4 protein-coding genes are annotated in these 4,411 nt (G+C 76.3%); all 4 read right to left on the reverse strand.

Annotated features, from left to right (window positions below):
- On the reverse strand, positions 1–928 hold a 928-nt coding region (locus tag PSR1_RS21920), incomplete at its 3' end, for a glycosyltransferase family 4 protein (RefSeq protein ID WP_237758196.1).
- 10 nt (positions 929–938) lie between these two features.
- Positions 939–1,718: a CDP-alcohol phosphatidyltransferase family protein gene (locus PSR1_RS21925; protein ID WP_059439466.1), complete on the reverse strand. Its 780-nt coding sequence runs from the start codon at positions 1,716–1,718 to the stop codon at positions 939–941.
- A gap of 6 nt (positions 1,719–1,724) precedes the next feature.
- A complete protein-coding gene (locus PSR1_RS21930; protein ID WP_059439467.1) occupies positions 1,725–3,032 on the reverse strand; it encodes an inositol-3-phosphate synthase in 1,308 nt (435 codons plus the stop codon).
- A 179-nt stretch (positions 3,033–3,211) separates the two neighbouring features.
- A complete protein-coding gene (locus PSR1_RS21935; protein ID WP_059439468.1) occupies positions 3,212–4,339 on the reverse strand; it encodes a winged helix DNA-binding domain-containing protein in 1,128 nt (375 codons plus the stop codon).
- Between the last annotated feature and the right edge of the window lie 72 nt (positions 4,340–4,411).

A 4,411-nucleotide genomic window follows, 5' to 3' on the forward strand; every position in this document is an offset into this window, starting at 1 on the left:
TCGCCGGCGCGCACCAGCAGCGCGGCGCCGCGGGCCGCCTCGGCGTAACCGGGATGTCGCTCGCCACCACCGGGCAGCCCGCCGCCATGGCCTCGGCGAGCACCATCCCGAAGCTCTCGCCGCCCAGCGACGGCGCGCAGAACACGTCGGCGTCGCGGTAGGCGCGGGCCAGCGCGTCGTCGCTCACCCGGCCCAGGAAGCGGACCCCGGCGCGGGCGCCGCGGCCGGCCCAGCGCTCCGCCGGCCCGTCGCCCACCACCTCGACCTCCACCGCCTGGCCGCGGGCGCGCAGGCGCTCCGCCGCGTCGAGCAGCACCGCGAGGCCCTTGCGCGGCTCGCCGAAGCGCCCGACGAACAGGACGCGCGGCGGCGCGTGCGGCGGGCGCGGCGCGGCCTCGGCCTCCGCCCCGAAGCGCCACCGCTCCACGCCGTTCGGGATGACCGCGATGCGGCCGCGGAAGATGGGGCGCGCGAAGCGCTTCGCCTGGCGCGAGACCGCGATGCCGAAGTCCACGCGGGCCAGGCCCGCGGAGGCGAAGCGGCGCAGCACCGACTGCACCCACGGCTCGCGCTCGGCGTTCGCGTGGAAGGTCGCGACCACCGGCCCGCGCGCGTGGCGCAGCGCGTGGCGCCCCGGCCCGGGCACGATGGGCTCGTGCACGTGGACGACGTCGAACCGGTGCGCGTCGAGGTAGGCGCGGGTGGCGCGCTCCGAGACGAGCAGGCCGATGCGCGCCACCGAGCCGTTCGCGGGCACCGGCAGCACGCCGCGGAGCCCGTCGCAGCCGTCCGGCACCGCGCCGCTCGCCGGGCCCAGCACCCGCGCCTCCACGCCGAGGCCGCCCAGCGCGCGCGCCAGCCCGAGCGCGTGCCGGTTCACGCCGCCCTCGTGGGACAGGTCGTACGGCGTGACGATGCAGACGCGCACGGCCGGATCCCTAGGGCGTGCCGGCCGGCGGCGCACCCGGGGCGCCGTGCTGGGCCCCGCCCGCGGCCGCTCCTTCGCCGTGGCGGAGCATCTGGTGGATCACCCATAGGCGGCCCAGCGCGGTGCCGCCCGCGCCCAGCGCCACCAGCGCACAGGTGGTCTCGAGCAGCGGCAGCACGGCCGGCCCGGGCACGAACGACGCCGCGAGCAGCGCCGCCATGAGCATCACCACCCGGTGCGGTCGCTCCAGGCCGAACGTCGGGCAGGAGACGCCCAGGCCCTCACCGCGGGCCCGGGTGTACGAGACCATCATCGAGGCGGAGAGCGCGCCCACCGCCCACAGCATCCCGGAGCGGTCCGGGAACGCCGCGGCCAGGCCGGCGAACATCGCGATCTCGGAGACGCGATCGAGGTTGGAGTCGAGGAACGCGCCCGCCCGCGTCTGCGTGCCGGTCCGGCGGGCCAGCTCGCCGTCGAGCAGGTCGCACCAGGAGCCGTAGACCAGCAGCAGGAAGGCCCACCCGAAGCCCCCCACCCCGACCGCGACGCCGGCGGCCACCGTCAGCGCGGTGCCGATGGCGGTCACGCCGTTCGCGGAGAGCCCGGCCGCGTTCGCGGCGCGCAGCAGCGGCCCGCTCACGAAGTAGGCCCACCGGCCCAGGATCCCGATGATGCCGCGCCGGCCGGTGAAGCGGGCCGGCTCGGGCGGGCGCACCACCGCGTAGGCGAGGGCGGTGGCCGCGCCGAGGGCCAGGTGGGCGAGGATCGCGAGTCGCGCGCCGGTGGGCATCGCCGGCTAGCCGACCGCGGCCTGCTTGGCGGCCTGCGCGGCCGCGTCCGCGTAGCTGCGCAGCTTCGCGAACAGGTTGGTCTGCTGCTGGAAGAGGTCGTGCACCGCGCCGTTGCCGGCCGCGGTCACCGGGCTCTTGAAGAAGAAGGAGAGCCACTCCTGCGGCCCCTTCTCCCCGGCCCGCTGCGCCAGGTCGGCGAGGATGGCGAGGTCGATCGCGAGCGGCGCCGCCAGGATCGAGTCGCGGCACTGGAAGTTGACCTTGATCTGCATCGGGTAGCCGAGCCACCCGTAGAGGTCGATCGCGTCCCAGCCTTCCTTGTTGTCGCCGCGCGGCGGGTAGTAGTGGATCGTGACCTTGTGGTCGATGTCCCCGTAGAGCTCGGGGTGCTGCTTCGGCGACAGGATCGAGTCGAGCACCGAGAGCTTCGAGACCTCCTTGGTCTTGAAGCTGGCGGCGTCGTCGAGCACCTCGCCGTCGCGGTTGCCGAGGATGTTGGTGGAGAACCAGCCGTCGAGCCCGAGCAGCCGCGCGTGCAGCATGGGGGCGATGGTGGTCTTCATCAGCGTCTGGCCGGTCTTGAAGTCCTTGCCGCCGGTGACGACGCCCTCGCGCTCGGCCAGCTCGCGGAGCGCGGGCGTGTCCTGCGACAGGTTGGGCGCGCCGTTCATGAACGGCAGCCCGGTCTTCAGGGCGGCGTAGGCGTAGACCATCGACGGCGCGATGGTGGGGTCGTTCCGGTCGAGCGCGGCCTCGAACGCCTCCAGCGAGGCGTGGGCCGGGCCGATCTCGGCGTAGACCTCGGTCGAGCCGGTCCACACCATCACGCCGCGGGCGCAGCGGTGCTTCTCCATGAAGCCGCGGATGTCGGCCTGGAGCGCGTCGGCCTTCTCGCGCAGCGAGCCCTTCTTGACGTTCGGGCCGTCGAGGCGGCGCACCCACTCGGTGTCGAACACCGCCGGCATGGGCTTGATGGCCTCGAGCTCCGCCTTGAGCGGCTCGAGGTGGTCGCGGTCCAGCACCCGGGCGCGACACGCGGCCGCGTACACGTCGTCCGGGATGGGGTCCCAGCCGCCGAACACGAGGTCGTCGAACGACGCGAGCGGCAGCACGTCCTTGATGAGGCGGCCGTGGTTGTGGCCGTCGTCGAGGAAGTGGCCGAGCTGGGTGAGCGAACCCACCGGCTGCGCCAGCTTCTTGCGGACGGCGTGGACCCCGGCGATGGCGGTGGTGGCGACGGCGCCCATGCCAGGCATGAGCACCGCCAGCTTTTCCCCCTTGCGCAGGGGCTTCAGACCGGAAACGAGTTTCATGTGCACACCTCTGGGCGGTGGCCGCGAAGGGCGCGGCGCCTCCTCTTCCTGCCCCCGCGCTCCGGAAGGCTGCACGCAGCCCAGGAACGCCTGACGGCAGAACGGGCTGCCGGTGGCCGGGTTTCTACCTCATGGCGGGCCGGGGCGAAAGGGTAAGGCGCACCCCGTGGGAGCCGCGCTCACCGGCGGCCTGCCGCGTTGGGCCGGGCGAAGCGCACGTCGTGGACCCGCGCGCCGGGCTCCATGAAGCGCAGCAGCGCCTCGCCCTCGGCGCCCAGCGCCAGCCGCGCGGCGCCGTCGAGGGCCGCGAACGGCTCCACCACCAGCGCCGTCCCGCGCCGCCCGCGCTCGGTGCGCCAGGTCCCGGCCACGCGCCCGTCCACCAGGAAGCAGGCGCGCACCAGCCCGTTGTTCGTCACCACCAGCGGGCGGTGCGCGTCGTCGATGAAGCGGCGCCGGTCGGCGTGGGCGAGCAGCAGCGCGTCGAACTCCCCCAGGAACCGCACCGGCGAGGCCACGTCCTCGGGCGGCCGCGGCGCCTCGGCGAGGTCCACGAGCTCGCGGCCGTCCTCGTCGCGAAAGGTGCGCAGGCCGGCTCCGAGCCCCTCGAGCGCCTCGCGCACGGCGCCGAGGCCGGTGAACGTGGCGAGGTCGGCGGCGCTGGCCGGGCCGACGGCCGCGAGCGCGCGGCGCAGGAGCGCCTGCGGCGCGGCCGCGGGGTCGCAGGCCCTTCCCAGCCAGCCCTCCGCGTCCGCGAACGACGCCGCGCCCGGCCACCCCCAGGGCGCGGCCGCCTCCGGCACCTGCACGAGCGGCACGCCGTAGCGCACCGCCAGCGAGGCGGCGTGCAGGTCGGCGCCCGGGAAGCGCTCCGCCACGCGCGCGCGCAGCGCGTCGAAGGTGCGCGGCGCCTCCGCCAGCCAGCCGCGCGCCGCCCGCTCCAGCGCCGGCCGGTCGAGGGTCTCCAGCTTCCGGCCCGCCGCGGCGCGCAGCGCCGGCTCGAGCGACGGGGCGACCGCGGCGCGCAGGCGCAGGAGGTCGCGGGCGGAGAGCAGGTGGAGCGTGCCGCGCAGGAACGGGGCGCGCACCACCTCGCGGGCCAGCGCGGCGCGCGAGAGGTCCGCGGGCGCGAACCCGTCGAGGCGCGCCCAGAGCGCGAGGAACGGGGGCCGGGCGAGCTGCGCCTGCAGGCAGAGGAGCCGCTCCAGCGCGCGCACCGGCCCGGCCCGCTCGCGCGCGAGGAGGAGCTGGCGGGCGAGCGTGGCGCGGTTCAGCGCGCGGCGGGTGAGGAGCGGCGGCGGGGGCATTCCGCCCACAGTGTAACCCGCCGCTCCGACGCGCGGGCGCACGGCCGGCCGGCGGCGCGCGGGCGCGAGCGG

The organism is Anaeromyxobacter sp. PSR-1 (assembly GCF_000964525.1).
GTDB lineage: Bacteria > Myxococcota > Myxococcia > Myxococcales > Anaeromyxobacteraceae > Anaeromyxobacter.

Coding starts and splice junctions, on each gene's coding strand:
- PSR1_RS21925 (WP_059439466.1), bottom strand. CDS start 1,718: ATGCCCACCGGCGCGCGACTCGCGATCCTCGCCCACCTGGCCCTCGGC.
- PSR1_RS21930 (WP_059439467.1), bottom strand. CDS start 3,032: ATGAAACTCGTTTCCGGTCTGAAGCCCCTGCGCAAGGGGGAAAAGCTG.
- PSR1_RS21935 (WP_059439468.1), bottom strand. CDS start 4,339: ATGCCCCCGCCGCCGCTCCTCACCCGCCGCGCGCTGAACCGCGCCACG.